The following is a 15,279-nucleotide window of genomic DNA, read 5'->3' on the forward strand; positions in this document are numbered from 1 at the left end:
CGTGGCAGGCGCTCTGATGTTTCACAGGAAAAATCCATGTCCAGCCCCGTCAAATCGGTGGTGAGCGCCACTGCGCTCGCCTTCGCCCTTCTTGCCTTTCCAGGCACCGCGTCTGCCCGTTCAAGCGATCCGGATTGCGTCAGGCGGGTCGCGCCCCCGTCCCCCAATCCTCACGATGTGTTTCGTCGCATCGTGTGTGTGCCCCGCGAACACACGGCCGGATCGTTCAAGGCGTGTCGCGATCATGGCCGCACCGTGCGCGGTCTTCCGAGGACACCCGAAGCCCCCTCCGACACCGTATCACCGCCTAGACAGGGGGCAGAAGGATGAGAACGATCGGAACGGTCGCGGCGCTCGCCGTGACACTGGGCGTCTGGACCGGATCGGTCCGGGCCGAGCCCCTGACCTTCGAAGGCGCCCTCGCCCGGGCCACATTCAACGCTCCGGCCCTGCAGGCCTCGGCGCTTGGGGTCGAGGCGGCCCGGAGCGAGGCGGTCGCCGCCGGTCAACTGCCGGACCCCCGCCTGAGCTTCGGGCTCGACGGGTTTCCCGTCACCGGTCCGGTGGCCGGTCAGTTCGGCGAGGATGATTTCACAATCCTCAGGCTCGGCATCGAACAGGATCTTCCCAGTCGGGCGCGGCGCCGGGCCGAACGGGCCGTCGCCGACGCCCGCATCGGGGAGGCGGGAGCCGAGGATGCCATCGTCCTCAGGGACGTCCGCATCGCCACGGGCCTGGCCTGGATCGATCTGTACTACGCCGATCGTCGGTTGGCGGCGCTGGACGAAGTCCTGACGTCTCTGGAGCCCCTGTGGCTGGCCGCGCCGTCCGGGGTGGCGTCAGGGGTCGATCGACCGGCCAATGCGCTCGGACCCGTCCAGCTCAGGGCGGCGCTTCAGGATCGACGGGCTCGGCTGGTCGCCGATGCCGAAACGGCGCGGGCGGAACTGGCGCGTTGGACCGGCGACGCCGCAGCCGTCGTCGAGGGCGCGCCACCGTCGTCGGGGCTGGACCCTGCGGGATTGCGGGCCGGGCTGGATCGGGTGCCGGCGTTGCGCGCCTACGCCGCCGCCGGTCGGCGGGCCGAAGCGGAGGTCGATCTGGCCCGTGCGGGGCGACGTCCCGACTGGTCGTTCAACGCCAGCTACGGCCGACGAGATCCGCGGTTCGGCGATCTGGTGTCGATCGGAGCGAGCGTGAGCCTGCCCCTGTTCCAGGGTCAAAGGCAGGCCCCGGTGATCGCGGCCCGCGCCGCCGACGCCCTGCGCGTCCGGCTCGAGCGGGAGGACGCGGCCCGGACGCTGGAGGCCGGCCTTCGCGCCGACCTGGCCGAACACGCCAGGGATCACGACCTCTGGCGCCGCGCGCGCGACGTGGTCCTGCCCAATGTGCTGCAGCGATCCGATCTGGAGACGGCCGCCTATGCCGCCGACCGGGTCGGACTGACCGAAGTGATCGAAGCCTTCACCGCCGTGGCCAATGCCCGGCTCGACACCCTGGATCGCGAGGCCGCGGTGATGCGTCATGTGGTCAACATCACCCTGACCTATGGGAGCGACGACCAATGAGCGCGTTTCGCAACAATCGCCTCGGCATCGCCGTGGGCGCCCTGTTTCTGGTCGGAACCGGCGTTGGTGGCGGTCTCGTCATCGCCCAGCGCATGGACGGTGCCGCCGACGTGACCACCGACGGGGGAGGGGAGCGCGAGATCCTCTATTGGTACGACCCCATGATCCCCAACGAACGCTACCCGGGGCCAGGGAAGTCGTCCATGAACATGGACACCATCCCCAGATATGCCGATGAGGGAGGAGACAGCGCCACCCCCGGCGTTAGGATCGACCCGGCCCTGACCCAGAATCTCGGGGTCCGGTATGCCACGGCCCGCCGCGGCGACCTGGAGGGCGACCTCAGCGCCACGGCGATCCTCGACTACAATGAGCGCGACATCGCCGTGGTCCAGTCGCGCGCGGACGGCTTCGTGCAGCGGGTCTACAACCGCGCGCCGGGCGACGTGATCGTCGCCGGCGCGCCTCTGGTCGATCTGCTGATCCCGTCGTGGGGCGGAGCCCAGACCGAGTATCTGGCCGTGCGACGCACCGGGAATTCGCCGCTTATCCAGGCAGCACGGCAACGATTGATTCTGCTGGGCATGTCCGAGACCCTGATCACCTCGGTCGAACGCAGTGGGCGACCCCGCAACACGATCACCATCACCAGTCCGACAGGCGGCGTGATCAAGACGCTGGGCGTGCGCGCCGGGATGAGTGTCACCCAGGGCATGACCCTGGCCGAAATCAACGGCCTGGCCACCGTCTGGGTCAACGCCGCCATCCCCGAGGCGCTGGCGAGCCAGCTGAGGGCCGGGCAGTCCGTCGGAGTGGCCCTGGCCGCGTTCCCGGGCGAGCGGTTCACGGGTCGGCTGACCGCGCTGTTGCCGGAACTCGTAGGCGACAGTCGCACGGTCACCGGGCGGATCGAGATGACCAATCGCGGGGGGCGTCTGCGCCCCGGCATGTTCGGCCGGATCACCTTCGGCGGCGGTTCGACGTCGGCACTGCTCGTGCCGACCGAGGCGGTGATCCGAACCGGAGAGCGCGACATCGTCATGCTCGCCCTGCCGGAGGGCCGCTATCGACCGGCCGAGGTCCGCATCGGACGGGAAGCCGGCGGGCAGACCGAAATCCTGGCCGGTCTCGGGGAAGGCGAACGGATCGTCGCGTCGGGGCAGTTCCTGATCGATTCCGAAGCCAGCCTGACAGGCGTCACGGCGCGGCCGATCGGCGAGACGTCCGGGCCCGTGCGCGCCCCGGCGTCGCCGACGGCCGGCCGGCCGGCCGCCGCCGCCCCACCGGGCGCATCCATGGTCGCGCCCGCCCCGCGCGGGAGGTCCGGGCAATGATCGCCGCGATCATACGCGCCTCGGTCAAGGGGCGCTTCCTCGTCCTCATGGCCGCGCTCGCCCTGCTCGCCGCCGGCCTGTTTGCGGTTCGCAGCACGCCGGTCGACGCCCTGCCGGACCTGTCTGACGTGCAGGTCATCATCCGCACCAGCTATCCGGGCCAGGCCCCCCAGATCGTCGAGAACCAAGTCACCTATCCTCTGGCGACGACCATGCTGTCGGTGCCGGGCGCGCGAACGGTTCGGGGCTACTCCTTCTTCGGCGACAGCTTCGTCTATGTGCTGTTCGAGGATGGAACGGATCTCTACTGGGCGCGGTCCCGGGTCCTCGAATATCTCAGTCAGGTGCAGGCGCGGCTTCCCGCGACCGCCCAACCGGCGCTCGGCCCGGACGCCACCGGCGTGGGTTGGGTCTATGAATACGCCCTGGTGGACCGAACACGCCGCAACGACCTGGCGCAGCTGCGAAGCCTGCAGGACTGGTTCCTCCGCTATGAGCTGAAGACCGTGCCGGGGGTCGCCGAGGTCGCCAGCCTCGGCGGCATGGTGCGGCAATACCAGGTCGTGCTCGACCCCGTCAGGCTCGCGTCCTACGGCGTCACCCATCAGGCGGTGGTGGAAGCTCTTCAGCGCGCCAACGGCGAGACGGGCGGCTCGGTGCTCCAGCTCGCCGAGGCCGAATACATGGTCCGCGCCAACGGCTATTTGACGGAGCTCGACGACTTCCGGGCCGTGCCGCTCCGCACGGCGACGGGAGGCGTGCCGATCAGCCTCGGCGACGTCGCGACCATCCAGATCGGCCCGGAAATGCGACGTGGCATCGCGGAGCTTAATGGCGAAGGCGAGGTGGCCGGTGGCGTCGTCATCCTGCGATCCGGTGCGAACGCCCGCGCCACGATCGCGGCCGTCGCTGCCAAACTTGAGACCCTCAAGGCCGGATTGCCTCCGGGGGTCGAAGTGGTGACCACCTACGATCGGTCGCAGCTCATCGACAGGGCGATCGATAATCTGAGCGGCAAGCTGATCGAGGAGTTCATTGTCGTCGCCCTGGTCTGCGGCCTGTTCCTCTGGCACGCGCGGTCGGCCCTGGTCGCCATCCTGACCCTGCCGCTGGGCGTGCTGGCGGCCTTCCTGATCATGAATCTTCAGGGCGTGAACGCCAACATCATGTCGCTGGGCGGCATCGCCATCGCCATCGGGGCCATGGTCGATGCGGCGGTGGTGATGATCGAGAACGCGCACAAGCATATCGAGCGTTGGGAACACGACCACCCGGACCACAAGCTCGTCGGCGAGGATCGCTGGAAGGTCATCACCGAGGCGGCCGTGGAGGTCGGACCCGCCCTGTTCCTCAGCCTGCTGATCATCACCCTGTCGTTCATTCCGGTGTTCAGCCTCCAGGCTCAGGAGGGTCGGTTGTTCGCGCCGCTGGCCTTCACCAAGAGCTATGCCATGGCGGCCGCGGCGATCCTGTCGATCACCCTCGTGCCGGTTCTGATGGGCTATCTGATCCGTGGACGCATTCCCGCCGAGCAGAGCAACCCGATCAACCGCTGGCTGACCCACATCTATCGGGGCCCGCTGGACTGGGTGCTGCGTCACCCAAGGAAAACGCTCGTGGCCGCCCTGCTGGTCTTCGCCACCACGGCCTGGCCTCTCAGCCAGCTGGGAGGCGAATTCATGCCGGCGATGGACGAGGGCGACCTGCTCTACATGCCTTCAGCCCAGCCGGGCCTCTCCCCGGCCAAGGCGGCGGAACTGCTGCAGCAGACGGACCGAATGATCCGCACCGTGCCCGAAGTGGCGACGGTGTTCGGCAAGGCGGGCCGGGCAGAGACCGCCACGGATCCGGCTCCGCTGGAGATGTTCGAGACCACCATCCAGTTCAAGCCTCGCGATGAGTGGCGGCCCGGCATGACCCCGGAAAAGCTGATCGAAGAGCTCGACCGCGCGGTCCAGGTTCCCGGACTGTCCAACGTCTGGGTCCCTCCCATCCGCAATCGCATCGACATGCTGGCGACAGGGATCAAGAGCCCCGTCGGCGTCAAGGTGTCCGGCGCCGACCTGGGCGCGATGGACCGTATCGCGGCCCAGGTGGCCGAGGTCGCCAAGACCGTGCCGGGCGTGACCTCCGCCCTGGCAGAACGCCTGACCGGCGGGCGCTATCTGGACATCGACATCGATCGGCAGGCGGCGGGCCGATACGGCCTGAACATCGACGATGTCCAGTCGATCGTTTCCGGCGCGATCGGCGGTGAGACCATCGGTCAGACGGTGGAGGGCCTCGCCCGCTATCCGATCAGCGTCCGCTATCCCAGGGAGCTGCGCGACAGCCTGGAGCAGCTCCGCGCCCTGCCGATCCTGACGCCGTCGGGTCAGCAGATCACCCTGGGCACGGTCGCCGACCTCCAGATCACCGACGGCCCTCCGATGCTGAAGTCCGAGAACGGCAGGCTGACCACCTGGGTCTATGTCGATGTGCGGGGACGCGATCTGGCGTCCGTCGTCGCCGATCTGCGTCAGGCGGTCGCCAGCGAGGTGGAGCTCACGCCGGGCGTCAGCATCGCCTATTCGGGCCAGTTCGAATATCTCGAACGGGCGGCCGAGCGACTCAAGATCGTGGTTCCGGCCACGCTCGTGATCATCTTCATCCTGCTCTATCTGACCTTCGGTCGCTTCGACGAAGCCCTGCTCATCATGGGCACCCTGCCGTTCGCCCTCACCGGCGGGTTCTGGCTGCTCTATCTGATGGGCTTCGACCAGTCGGTCGCGACCGGCGTGGGCTTCATCGCCCTGGCCGGACTGTCGGCGGAGTTCGGCGTGGTGATGCTGATCTACCTCAAACATGCGCTCCGCGATCGAGGGCCTGATCCGGCCCGGGAGCAAGTCGAGGAGGCCGTTCGCGAGGGCGCTCTTCTGCGGGTCCGGCCCAAGGCCATGACGGTGGCCGTGATCCTTGGCGGCCTCTTCCCGATCCTGATCGGCCACGGGGCGGGCTCGGAAATCATGACCCGGATCGCCGCGCCGGTGATCGGCGGCATGATCACCGCGCCCCTCCTGTCGATGCTTGTCATCCCAGCCGGCTATCTCCTCCTGAGACGCCGGAAATCACGTTCGACCCCAACCCCCACCCAAGGAGCTAACCTATGAAAAACCTGTTCGTGAAGGCGCGCACGCTCGCCCTCGGCCTGAGCCTGTCAGCCGGGGCGGTCATCGCCCTGGCGGCCTGCAGTCAGCAGCCGGCGACGGAGACGGAAACCCCAGCCGCCACCAGTTCCGCCGCCCCCGCGCCTGCGGAGATGGACGCCATGTCGATGTCGCCGACCGGAGAGAAGTCCGCGACCGCGCGGGGCGTGATATCGGCCATCGACGCGGAGAGCGGCAAGATCACGATCGAGCACGAGCCGATCGCCAGCCTGGAATGGCCCGCGATGACCATGGGCTTCGCGGCGTCACCCGCCCTGATTGACCAAGCGAAAGTCGGTAACCAGATCGAATTCGATCTGGTCGTTACAGGCAGCGCGGGCGAAGTGAAGGCGATCCGGCCGCAGTAACCGCCGCCCGATCCAGTCTGGCGTCGCATGCCGCGCGGCGTCCGGTTCACGACGCGGCGGAGGGCCGTTGGCTTCTCCGCCGCGTCGAGACTTTTGTTGACTCAGAAAGGCCCTCGCTCACCCGTCCACCCGGCGCGGGGGCGTCCCGTGGACACGCTAAACTGCCGCCTGAGGCGACAGAGCGTTGGAACTCGCCTTGAAGTACCCGAGTTCGATGATGGAGGAGATGAGTGACGTGAGTAACATGAACGGAATGCTCCCGAAGTCGGGCGAGATATCCATGTCCTGCCTGCTGAGGCCCGTCGATCTGCCTCCTCAACGTCTGGTGCCCGCGCTGGGGCTTTTTGGGCATTCCCGCCGATGAACGCCCCGCCCGACGAGCGCGAGACGGTCATCATCACCGGCTCCAGCGGCTTCATCGGCTCGGCCCTCGTCAGGCATCTGTCGACAAGATATCAGGTGATCGGTTTTGATCGCGATCTGCCGCCCCATCCGCCCGCCGAAGCGGAATGCGTCTGCATCGATCTGACGGACGACGCCAGCGTTGAAGCGGCGTTCCGGCGGGTCCGCGTCGCTTATGGCTCACGGATCGCGTCGGTCGTCCATCTGGCGGGCTATTTCGACCTGACGGGCGAGCCCAACAGCAAATATGAAGAGGTCACGGTCAAGGGGACCGAGCGGCTGCTGCGCGCCTTGCAGGCCTTCGAGACCGAACAGTTCGTCTTCGTCAGCACGATGCTGATCCATGCGTCCACGACGCCGGGCGTTCCGATCAACGAGCAGTCACCGCTCGACGCGTCGCTGCCCTACCGAGACAGCAAGATCCGAACCGAACAGTTGATCCGCGAGCAGCGCGGCGCGATCCCGGCCGTCTACCTGCGTCCGGCCGGCATCTATGACGATGGCGGTCATTCCGCCTTCCTGGCCCAGCAGATCGCGAGGATCAACGAGAGGCGTCTGAGTTCTCACGTCTATCCGGGAAGCCTGGCCACCGGCCAACCCTCGCTTCATCTCGACGATCTGCTCGACGCCGTCGAGCGCGTCATAGACCGGCGCGCCGCGCTCCCGCCCGATCTGCCTGTGCTGCTCGGCGAGCTCGACGCGATGAGCTACGACGATCTGCAGCGCGCCCTGGGACGCCTCATTCATGACGAAGCCTGGGAAACCCATTCCATACCCAAGGCCGCGGCGAAGGCGGGGGCCTGGGCCCAGAACACGGTTCTGGACGAAGACACCTTCATCCGGCCCTGGATGGTCGATATCTCCGACGACCATTACACGCTCGATCTGACGCGGGCGCGTCAGCTGCTGGACTGGTCGCCTCGCCGCTCGCTTCGCGAAAGCCTTCCCGCTATCGTTCGAGGCCTTAAGCGCGACCCTTATGCCTGGTATCGCGCCAATGGCTTGAACGCGGCCCGCGTCGCGGACGACAAGGCCGAGAAAGCGGCCGCCAGGCCGCACGACATGGCGCCGGCCGAACATCAGCAGATGATCCACGACCATGCCAAGGGCATGCGCGGCATGCATTTCGACAGGCTCTGGGTTCACTGGCTGACCATGGGACTGGGACTGTGGCTCGCCACAGTCCCGTTCGTGTTCGGAACCTTCAGCCAAACGGAGTTCTCGACCGCGATCCTCAACGTCACGGAGGAACGTGGCCTTTGGGATCCAGCGCTGCGGAATGCCTTGACGGGCTGGAACGACCTGATCTGCGGCGTGCTGATCATGATGTTCGCGGCCTTGTCCATGTCGCCCAGAAACGGCTGGGCCCAATGGGCTAACGGCGCCCTCGGGGTCTGGCTTCTCGGAGCTTCGCTCCTCTTCTGGGCTCCGAGCGCCGCGGTCTACGCCAACGACATGCTGGTCGGAGCGCTGGTGGTCGCCCTGACCATGCTCATCCCCATGATGCCGGGCATGAGCACGGAGGGGATGATGGACGACACCGACACTCCGCCGGGCTGGAGCTACTGCCCCTCGACGTACCTTCAGCGCATGCCGATCATCGTCATGGGCGCGATCGGCCTGGTGCTTTCGCGGGTGCTCACCGCCTACCAGCTCGGACATATCGACGGAGCGTGGGAACCGTTCTTCGATGTTCCCGGCGTGCTGAACGGCGCCGAATACATCATCACCTCGGACATGTCGAAAGCCTGGCCGGTGGCCGATGGGGGCGTGGGCACCATGATCTACATGATCGAGATCCTGATGGGAGCCATGGGCGGGCGAGCGCGGTGGCGCACCATGCCATGGATGGTTCTGCTGTTCGGCGTCATCGTGGTGCCATTGGGCGTCGTGAGCATCTATTTCATCATCATGCAGCCGATCGCCATCGGCACCTACTGCACCCTCTGTTTGGCCGCGGGCCTGGCCATGCTGATCATGATCCCCTATTCGCTCGACGAACTGGTCGCGATGGGACAGTTCCTCGTGCTCAACAAACGGCGAGGCAGACCCGTCTGGTCGGCCTTTTTCCGGGGTGATGCCTTGCCTGGGGGCACCATCGACAGACATCCCGGTTTTGGCGACCCGCTGCCGGCGGCTTTTGTCTCGTCGATTCGGGGCGTCAACCTGCCCTGGACGCTCGTGGCGAGCGCGCTGATCGGGGTCTGGCTGATGTTTTCCCGGGCGTCGCTCGGATCGGTTCCACCCATCGCCGACAGCGACCATCTCGTCGGCGCCCTGGTCGTGACGGTCGCCATCATCGCCATGGCCGAGGTCGCGCGACCGTTGAGGTTCCTGAACGTTCTTTTCGGGCTCTGGCTGATCGCCGCGCCATGGCTGCTGCAGGGATCGAATGTCACCGGCGATGTCGCAGGCATGGTCGCCGGCTTGGCGCTGGTCGCTTTGAGCCTGCCGCGCGGGCGTCGCAGCCAGGAGCACTACGGAAGTTGGGATCGGCTCATTGTTTGAGGGGTCGTCTCATCGCCGCGTTTGAAAACAAGGGCGGATCGTGAACGAGGAGAGTCGTGTACCGACCTGCCCGGGCCGCGGTGCGACACCTGCCAGCATGTGGGCAGTTGCACGGACGACGTCGGAGCTTCGTCGGGATCGGGCCTCTGCAACAAGCTCGTCGATTTTCAACGGATCCGGGACCAGATGACGATGCGTAGAACCGACCCGGCGAGGCGTGCAGTCGGTCTTCCCGCCATTCTCCGCCAGGCGATCGACCTGCCGGAACTGAACTTTGCGGTATTCGCCTTTCTGCTGAACTTCCCATGGGAGTTCTTGCAGACACCCTTGTACGTCGGCATGGCCGAAGCGCCCCATTGGGTCGCGACCAAGGTCTGCGCCTTCGCCACGCTCGGCGATGCCGTCATCATGGTCGTCGCCTATTGGCTGGCTGCGGTTGCGGCACGCTCGCGCTATTGGTTCTTGAAGCCGCGTCAGTGGCCAACGACAGTCTTCATATTGGCGGGTATTGCCATAACGATCGTGCTCGAACTTTTGGCCACAGGTCCGCTCGACCGCTGGCAGTATGCCGCCGCTATGCCGGTCGTGCCGTTTCTGAGCGTGGGATTGACGCCTCTTCTGCAATGGTTGGTGCTTCCCCCCATCTGCCTGTGGTTCGTGCGCCGCCAGATCCCCGGCCAGAAGTCCGGCATCTCGAAGGCTGTCACTGATTAGCGACCGCGACTGGGCAGATCATGCAGCGTGGACGAAGACTTGATCTTCACTTCCGTGCGCACTTCGGAAACGAACAGAGCCTCCAGGATCGGACAGTCCGGCGTGGAGCCGTCGGCGCAGCGAGCGACCATCTCGACGAGCACTTTTTCCATCTTACGCAAGGCAGCCAGCTTGGCGCGGACATCGCTCAGATGCGCGGCGGCGACCACGCGCGCCTCCGCGCACGGTCGATCGCGTTTCTCGGCCAAGTCGAGAAGATTCCTGATTTCATTCAACGTGAAGCCGAGGTCTCGGGCCCGTCGCACGAAATTCAGTCGAAGAAGATGACCGTTCCCGTAGAGGCGGTGTCCACCCTCGCTGCGGGCCGGCGAGGGCATCAAGCCGATCTTCTCATAGTAGCGCACGGTCTCGATATTGACCCTGGTCCGCCTCGACAGTTCGCCGATCGGGAGGCGAGGAGCCGTATCTCGCAGGGCTATTTTATCCATCACGGATTTTACCTCTTGTATCTGTAGTCCCTACAGACCCTATCTTGTGTCCATCGACCAGTGAAGGCGTGAGGCATGTCTGTGATAGACGACCGTGAAGATCTCGGCGGTGCCCCGGCGGCGACCGACAAACCGGCGGGACGCGCCTGGCTCGCCATCGGCGGGCTCGCCGCCGCGATCGGAGCGACGTCCTGCTGCGTGCTGCCCCTGGCGCTATTTGCGCTGGGGATCAGCGGGGCGTGGATCGGCAATGTCACGGCCCTGGCCCCGTATCATCTCTATTTCGTGGCCGCCGCCGTGGTGTTCCTGGGCCTGGGCTTCTTCCGGGTCTACCGACGGCCACAGGCCGCATGCGCCGAGGACCTGAACTGCGCCCGGCCCGCCTCGACCCGCCTCGTCAAGATCGCGCTCTGGACGGCGACCCTGCTCGTCGCTCTCGCCCTCGCATTTCCCTATGTCGCGCCGCTGTTGATCGGCGCCTGATTTTTTCCTGGAGACAATGACCATGACCCTTTCGATCCGCGCCGCCCTCGCATTCGCGGCGGCTCTCTTCGCCGCCGACGCCGCCCAGGCCGCCGAACGCACCGTGAGGCTCGATGTCTCCAATGTGACCTGCGTGACCTGCGTGCCGATCGTCCGTCGAACGATCTCGCGTCTGCCCGGCGTCGAGGCCGTGGCCGTCACAGTGACCCCAGGCGGCAAGGGGCAGGCCGTGGCGACCGTGACCTATGATGACGCGAGGGTGACGCCGGCCGCTATTGCGCTCGCGTCCACCGAGGCCGGCTATCCTGCCCGCGTTCAATCGCGCCGGTAGAGTTCGCCGCTCTCGGTCCTGATTTTCCTGTCAGGTCGTCGAACGCCTCTCGCGCGTCAGGCATCGCGACGGGAGATGGGCGGATGACGATCAGACCTCGCAGCCGCCAGACGGAACGCATGGGGTGTTCGGTAGCCCGCCGCCTCGGGAGCGGCAGAGCCGATTCAAAAGGATCCGGACAGTATGAGTGATTGTTGCGCGCCCTCCCGGGGCATCGCCGAGACCTACGATCTCATCGTGGTCGGAGCGGGCTCGGCAGGCTTCTCGGCCGCCATCACAGCCGCGGAGCAGGGCGCGAGAGTCGCGCTCGTCGGAGCCGGGACCATCGGCGGAACTTGCGTCAATGTCGGCTGCGTGCCTTCCAAGGCGTTGATCCGGGCCGTCGAACCCCTGCATCACGCGCGGGCCGCGAGCCGTTTCGACGGCGTTCAGGCCTCGGCCATGATCACGGACTGGTCCAAGACGGTTCGCCAGAAGGACCGACTGGTCGATGAGCTTCGCCAGGCCAAATACGAAGATGTCCTCCGGGGCTATGACACCATCACCTACCACGAAGGCGAGGCCCGGCTCGTCGAGGACGGGGTGGAGGTCGGGGGCGTGCGACTGACCGCGGACAAGGTGATCATCGCGACCGGGTCGCGGCCGGGTCGGCCGGAAATCCCCGGCATCGAGTCCGTGCCGTATCTGACCAGCACGACGGCGCTTGAACTGGAGACGCTTCCTCTATCGTTGTTGGTGATCGGGGGCGGCTATATCGGAGCCGAACTGGCCCAGATGTTCAGCCGGGCCGGCGTCCATGTCACGATCGTCTGCCGGTCTCGGCTCTTGCCCGAGGGCGAACCTGAAATCAGCGAGGCGCTGCAACGCTATCTCGCGGAAGAGGGGGTCGCGATCGTCGCCGGTGCCGTCTACGAGGCCATAACCCAATCGATCGAGGGGGCGTCGCTCAGCCTCACGCAAGCCGGCGAGCGGAGCGTGATCACCGCGGAGCGCGTGCTGCTCACGACGGGCCGGGTCGCCAACTCCGATGGGATGGGGCTCGCCGAGATGGGGCTCCAGATCTCCCCAGCGGGAGGCATCATCGTGGATGATCGGATGCGCACGACGCGCGCGGGCGTCTATGCCGCGGGCGACGTCACCGGGACGGATCAGCTCGTCTATATGGCCGCCTATGGGGCGCGACTGGCCGCCAGGAACGCCCTCGACGGCGACACTCATGTCTACGACAATCGCGCAATGCCGGCGGTCGTCTTCACCGATCCTCAGGTGGCGACCGTCGGGCTGACGGAAGCCGAGGCCCGCGCGGCCGGTCACGACGTCCAGACCTCGATGGTCACTCTGGATCACGTGCCTCGCGCCTTGGCCGCCCGAGACACGCGCGGGCTCATCAAGCTGGTGGCAGATCGGGCCACGCGCAGGCTTCTGGGCGCGCATATCCTGGCCCCGGAAGGGGCCGACAGCATCCAGACCGCGGCTCTGGCCATCAAATGCGGCATGACGGTCGAGGCGCTGGGCGATACGATCTTTCCCTATCTGACGACCGTGGAGGGACTGAAACTAGCGGCGCTCACGTTCAACAAGGATGTGGCCAAGCTCTCCTGTTGCGCGGGATAGGCGAGGCGGATGAGCTCGTCTGGACCCCCTCTCGGTTGTTGTGCGGCCGATCCGATGATTTTCGTCCTTCTGGGTTTCGCGCTTTTGGCGGCGGCGCTCCTGGCCTGGGCGGGGCTGAGTTTGTTCAAACGGGGGCTGGCGCTTGCCAGTCGACGACGACCTTCCCACCGCGATTCTTCAAACAGGTTGAACGCTCTTGCTCGTGGCGTGGAACCTGAAGGGGCTACAGCTTCGTTGATTGTCCAGACGGGTTGGGGCGGGACCGCGCGCCGGCCAGTCGATCTGGATAATGGAGGCGACCGGCATGCGAGCATCGACCCGAACGCTGGCGTTGGATGTCGCCATCGGCGTCCTGGCCGGACTGGCCGCGACTAAGGTGACGGAATGGGCGCAGACGGCGCTTTATCGCGCGACACCCACACAGGTTCAGGCGCAAGAGGAAAGGGTCAGGCCCGGGCCTCCAGCGGAAATGGCCGCCGAGGATCTGGCCGGCCGGTTCGGCGTGTCACTGGATGATGAAGCGCGCGGGCGGGCAGGCAATGTCATCCACTACGCCCTTGGCGCGGTCTGGGGCCCCCTCTATGGCCTCCTTCGCCACCATGGTCGCATGACGGCTCCGGGAGCGGGGCTTCTGAGCGGCGCGGCGATGTCCCTGCTGGTCGATGAAACCCTGACGCCCGCTCTGGGCTACAGCGCCCCGAACCGAGACTATCCCGCGCTCACCCATGTGCGCGGGTTCATCGGACACCTCGTTTTCGGGGCTGCGAACGCCGTGGTGGCAGAGGCGCTCTATCGGCTGATCGACCGATGCGTTGACCTCAACGTCCCGATGTTTCACCGGAACCGGTCGGCAGACGCGCTCGCGGCCCGGGATGGGTTTCAACCGAGCGCGTTCCGGTCCGGGAGCCGGTGATGGGCAAGAACTACGATCTCATCGTGATCGGTTCGGGAACGGCGGCCATGGTCGGCGCGATGCGCGTCCGAGCCGCGGGACGAACCGTCGCCGTCGTGGACTTTCGCCCCTATGGGGGCACCTGCGCGCTGCGCGGTTGCGATCCCAAGAAGATGATGATCAGCGGCGCGAGCGCCGTCGATCACGCGGTGCGCATGTGCGGCAAGGGCGTCGCGGGCGACGTCCGCATCGCCTGGTCCGATCTGATGGCTTTCAAGCGCGGCTTCACCGATCCGGTCCCAGACAAGCATGAGGCTCGCTATGAGGAAAAGGGCATCGATACCTATCACGGTCGGGCGCGTCTCACGGGCCCGAACAGCCTGGAGATCGATGAGGAAAGACTGACGTTTGAGAACTTGCTGATCGCCGCCGGGGCCGAACCGGTGACGCTCGGCATACGGGGCGAGCAGCACCTGGTCACCAATGAAGGCTTCCTCGAGCTGGATCGGCTGCCGAGGCGCGTGATTCTGGTGGGCGGCGGCTATATCGCGGCGGAGTTTTCCCATCTCGCCGCGCGAGCCGGGGCCGAGGTGACCATCCTCCAGCGCGGCGATCGGCTCTTGCCGCAGTTCGATGCCGATGTGGTGGGCTGGCTGATGGACAGTTTCAGGCGGCTCGGCGTGGACGTTCGCCTTGAGACCACCGTCGAACGTATCGAGGCGGAGGGCGACGGGTTCAAGGTTCACGCCCGCGCCCCTGGCGAAACCTTTTCGATCGACGCCGACCTTGTGATCCACGCCGCCGGCCGAAGGCCCGCTCTTGCGGATCTGGGCCTAGACGCCGCCGGCATCGAACACGATGACGGCCGTCTCGCGCTCAACGGATATCTTCAGAGCGTTTCCAATCCCGCGGTCTACGCCGCGGGCGACGCGGCCGAGGTGGGTCCACCCCTCACGCCGGTATCCAGTCATGACGCCAAGGTCGTCGCGGCCAATATCCTGAACGGAAACGCCGAGCGGCCGAACTATCTCGGCGTGCCCAGTGTCGCCTTCACCCTCCCGCCGATCGCGAGGGTCGGGATGACCGAACGGCAAGCCAAGGACGAGGGACTTCATTATCGCGTGCAGAGCCGTAAGGCCTCGGACTGGTTCACCTCACGCGCCGCCGCCGAGCCCGTTTATGGGTTCAAGGTTCTGGTCGAGGACGGGACGGAGCGCGTTCTGGGAGCCCATCTCGTCGGTCCGAATGTCGACGAAGTCATCAATCTATTCGCGCTCGCCATCCGCCATGGCCTCACCGCCGATGATCTGAAGGCGACGATGTTCGCCTATCCAACGGGAGCGTCCGACATCGGGTCCATGCTGGGATGACCGCGCGGGACGACCGACGCCT

The 15,279-nt window shown here is 66.3% G+C and carries 12 protein-coding genes; 11 read left to right on the forward strand and 1 reads right to left on the reverse strand.

What is annotated here, in order from left to right; genetic code table 11:
- Positions 1–326: 326 nt before the first annotated feature.
- The 6 genes from ABN401_RS03070 (at position 327) to ABN401_RS03095 (ending at position 10,079) form a co-directional block, all read left to right on the forward strand.
- Positions 327–1,568: a TolC family protein gene (locus ABN401_RS03070; RefSeq protein WP_349683367.1), complete on the forward strand. Its 1,242-nt coding sequence runs from the start codon at positions 327–329 to the stop codon at positions 1,566–1,568.
- Positions 1,565–2,902, forward strand: a complete 1,338-nt coding sequence (locus ABN401_RS03075; protein ID WP_349683368.1) for an efflux RND transporter periplasmic adaptor subunit — start codon at positions 1,565–1,567, stop codon at positions 2,900–2,902. Before ABN401_RS03070 ends, ABN401_RS03075 begins: the two co-directional genes overlap by 4 nt.
- On the forward strand, positions 2,899–6,051 hold the full coding sequence (locus tag ABN401_RS03080) for an efflux RND transporter permease subunit (protein WP_349683369.1): 3,153 nt from the start codon (positions 2,899–2,901) through the stop codon (positions 6,049–6,051). The genes ABN401_RS03075 and ABN401_RS03080 overlap by 4 nt, the downstream gene beginning before the upstream one ends.
- The gene (locus tag ABN401_RS03085; protein ID WP_349683370.1) at positions 6,048–6,455 is read left to right on the forward strand and encodes a copper-binding protein; all 408 of its coding nucleotides are present in this window, start codon (positions 6,048–6,050) and stop codon (positions 6,453–6,455) included. Before ABN401_RS03080 ends, ABN401_RS03085 begins: the two co-directional genes overlap by 4 nt.
- Before the next feature lie 360 nt (positions 6,456–6,815).
- A complete protein-coding gene (locus ABN401_RS03090; RefSeq protein ID WP_349683371.1) occupies positions 6,816–9,365 on the forward strand; it encodes an NAD-dependent epimerase/dehydratase family protein in 2,550 nt (849 codons plus the stop codon).
- A gap of 192 nt (positions 9,366–9,557) precedes the next feature.
- The gene (locus ABN401_RS03095; RefSeq protein ID WP_349683372.1) at positions 9,558–10,079 is read left to right on the forward strand and encodes a hypothetical protein; all 522 of its coding nucleotides are present in this window, start codon (positions 9,558–9,560) and stop codon (positions 10,077–10,079) included.
- Here ABN401_RS03095 and ABN401_RS03100 read toward each other — a convergent pair.
- The gene (locus tag ABN401_RS03100) at positions 10,076–10,567 is read right to left on the reverse strand and encodes a MerR family transcriptional regulator (RefSeq protein ID WP_349683373.1); all 492 of its coding nucleotides are present in this window, start codon (positions 10,565–10,567) and stop codon (positions 10,076–10,078) included. The genes ABN401_RS03095 and ABN401_RS03100 overlap by 4 nt on opposite strands.
- Before the next feature lie 75 nt (positions 10,568–10,642).
- On the opposite strand from ABN401_RS03100, the gene ABN401_RS03105 reads away from it, so the two are divergent.
- The 5 genes from ABN401_RS03105 to ABN401_RS03125 all read left to right on the forward strand — a co-directional run bounded on the left by ABN401_RS03105 (position 10,643) and on the right by ABN401_RS03125 (position 15,257).
- Entirely contained in the window at positions 10,643–11,050 is a 408-nt protein-coding gene (locus ABN401_RS03105) for a mercuric transporter MerT family protein (RefSeq protein ID WP_349683374.1), read from the forward strand.
- 22 nt (positions 11,051–11,072) lie between these two features.
- Positions 11,073–11,381 (forward strand): heavy-metal-associated domain-containing protein, encoded by a 309-nt coding sequence (locus ABN401_RS03110; protein WP_349683375.1) that lies wholly within the window; start codon positions 11,073–11,075, stop codon positions 11,379–11,381.
- 183 nt (positions 11,382–11,564) lie between these two features.
- The gene (merA, locus tag ABN401_RS03115) at positions 11,565–12,995 is read left to right on the forward strand and encodes a mercury(II) reductase (RefSeq protein WP_349683376.1); all 1,431 of its coding nucleotides are present in this window, start codon (positions 11,565–11,567) and stop codon (positions 12,993–12,995) included.
- A 304-nt stretch (positions 12,996–13,299) separates the two neighbouring features.
- Positions 13,300–13,908 (forward strand): DUF1440 domain-containing protein, encoded by a 609-nt coding sequence (locus tag ABN401_RS03120; RefSeq protein ID WP_349683377.1) that lies wholly within the window; start codon positions 13,300–13,302, stop codon positions 13,906–13,908.
- Complete coding sequence (locus ABN401_RS03125; protein WP_349683378.1) at positions 13,908–15,257, forward strand: dihydrolipoyl dehydrogenase family protein; 1,350 nt, start codon at positions 13,908–13,910, stop codon at positions 15,255–15,257. Before ABN401_RS03120 ends, ABN401_RS03125 begins: the two co-directional genes overlap by 1 nt.
- The last annotated feature ends 22 nt before the right edge of the window (positions 15,258–15,279 follow it).

The organism is Brevundimonas aurifodinae, from assembly GCF_040195595.1.
Classification (GTDB): domain Bacteria; phylum Pseudomonadota; class Alphaproteobacteria; order Caulobacterales; family Caulobacteraceae; genus Brevundimonas; species Brevundimonas aurifodinae.

Excerpts from the sequence above, each read along its gene's own strand:
- ABN401_RS03070 (WP_349683367.1), top strand. The coding sequence starts at position 327 with ATGAGAACGATCGGAACGGTCGCGGCGCTCGCCGTGACACTGGGCGTC.
- ABN401_RS03075 (WP_349683368.1), top strand. The coding sequence starts at position 1,565 with ATGAGCGCGTTTCGCAACAATCGCCTCGGCATCGCCGTGGGCGCCCTG.
- ABN401_RS03080 (WP_349683369.1), top strand. The coding sequence starts at position 2,899 with ATGATCGCCGCGATCATACGCGCCTCGGTCAAGGGGCGCTTCCTCGTC.
- ABN401_RS03085 (WP_349683370.1), top strand. The coding sequence starts at position 6,048 with ATGAAAAACCTGTTCGTGAAGGCGCGCACGCTCGCCCTCGGCCTGAGC.
- ABN401_RS03090 (WP_349683371.1), top strand. The coding sequence starts at position 6,816 with ATGAACGCCCCGCCCGACGAGCGCGAGACGGTCATCATCACCGGCTCC.
- ABN401_RS03095 (WP_349683372.1), top strand. The coding sequence starts at position 9,558 with ATGCGTAGAACCGACCCGGCGAGGCGTGCAGTCGGTCTTCCCGCCATT.
- ABN401_RS03100 (WP_349683373.1), bottom strand. The coding sequence starts at position 10,567 with ATGGATAAAATAGCCCTGCGAGATACGGCTCCTCGCCTCCCGATCGGC.
- ABN401_RS03105 (WP_349683374.1), top strand. The coding sequence starts at position 10,643 with ATGTCTGTGATAGACGACCGTGAAGATCTCGGCGGTGCCCCGGCGGCG.
- ABN401_RS03110 (WP_349683375.1), top strand. The coding sequence starts at position 11,073 with ATGACCCTTTCGATCCGCGCCGCCCTCGCATTCGCGGCGGCTCTCTTC.
- merA (WP_349683376.1), top strand. The coding sequence starts at position 11,565 with ATGAGTGATTGTTGCGCGCCCTCCCGGGGCATCGCCGAGACCTACGAT.
- ABN401_RS03120 (WP_349683377.1), top strand. The coding sequence starts at position 13,300 with ATGCGAGCATCGACCCGAACGCTGGCGTTGGATGTCGCCATCGGCGTC.
- ABN401_RS03125 (WP_349683378.1), top strand. The coding sequence starts at position 13,908 with ATGGGCAAGAACTACGATCTCATCGTGATCGGTTCGGGAACGGCGGCC.